A 1,155-nucleotide genomic window follows, 5' to 3' on the forward strand; every position below is an offset into this window, starting at 1 on the left:
GCGTCACACCGCGGAACCGCGTCCGCATCGGGATGGAGTACACCCGCACCCGCCGAACCCCCTGACTGCCCGCCCAATCACCGTATTCCTGACCACACCGTGCGCGTTCGACCATTAGTAGTACCACGGGAAACGCGACCAATCGGGGTCGCGCTTCTCCAGGAAGGAGTCCCGCCCCTCGGCGGCCTCGTCGGTCCCGTACGCCAGCCGCGTCGCCTCGCCCGCGAACACCTGCTGCCCGACGAGCCCGTCGTCTACCAGGTTGAACGCGTACTTCAGCATCCGCTGCGCCGTCGGGCTCTTCCCGTTGACCTTCCGCGCCCACTCAAGCGCCGTCGCCTCCAGCTCCGCGTGCGGGACGACCGCGTTCACCATCCCCATCCGGTGCGCCGCCTCCGCGTCGTAGGTGTCGCCCAGGAAGAAGATCTCCCGGGCGAACTTCTGCCCGACCTGCCGCGCCAGGTACGCCGACCCGAACCCGCCGTCGAAGCTCGCCACGTCCGCGTCGGTCTGCTTGAACCGCGCGTGCTCCCGGCTCGCGAGCGTGAGGTCAGACACCACGTGCAGGCTGTGCCCGCCGCCCGCCGCCCAGCCCGGCACCACGCAGATCACGACCTTGCCCATGAACCGGATCAGCCGCTGCACCTCCAGGATGTGCAGCCGCCCCGCCCGCGCCGGGTCGATCGTGTCGGAGGTCTCCCCCTCGGCGTACTTGTAGCCGTCCCTGCCCCGGATCCGCTGGTCGCCGCCGGAGCAGAACGCCCACCCGCCGTCGCGCGGGGACGGGCCGTTGCCCGTCAGCAGCACGCATCCGATGTCGCTGGACATCCGCGCGTGGTCCAGCGCCCGGTACAGCTCGTCCACCGTGTGCGGGCGGAACGCGTTGCGCACCTCGGGCCGGTCGAACGCCACCCGGACCGTCCCGTGGTCCACCGCACGGTGGTAGGTGATGTCGGTGAAGCCGAACCCCTCGACCTCTTTCCACGCGTCCGCGTCGAACAGCTCCGAGACCATGTCTTCCTCTCCGTCGGGGGACCCGCGCCGGGGGGCGCGGCGCTTCGGGTCCCATTCAACAGCCCCCGGGTTTGAACGCGTTCAGCGGGGTCGTCTACCCTGATCAGATCATGGATCGCCCGCTGCACGCCGCCGTCCTCC

General features: G+C 70.3%; 1 protein-coding gene. It reads right to left on the reverse strand.

Features of this window, described 5'->3' with window-relative positions:
• Window positions 1–114: 114 nt before the first annotated feature.
• Entirely contained in the window at window positions 115–1,014 is a 900-nt protein-coding gene (locus E1264_RS42735) for a 1,4-dihydroxy-2-naphthoyl-CoA synthase (RefSeq protein ID WP_132183296.1), read from the reverse strand.
• Window positions 1,015–1,155 lie beyond the last annotated feature (141 nt).

Source organism: Actinomadura sp. KC216 (assembly GCF_004348535.1).
Taxonomy (GTDB): Bacteria; Actinomycetota; Actinomycetes; order Streptosporangiales; family Streptosporangiaceae; genus Spirillospora.

Bases quoted from the DNA above. Each gene is read 5' to 3' on its own strand.
- E1264_RS42735 (WP_132183296.1), bottom strand. From the start codon at position 1,014: ATGGTCTCGGAGCTGTTCGACGCGGACGCGTGGAAAGAGGTCGAGGGG.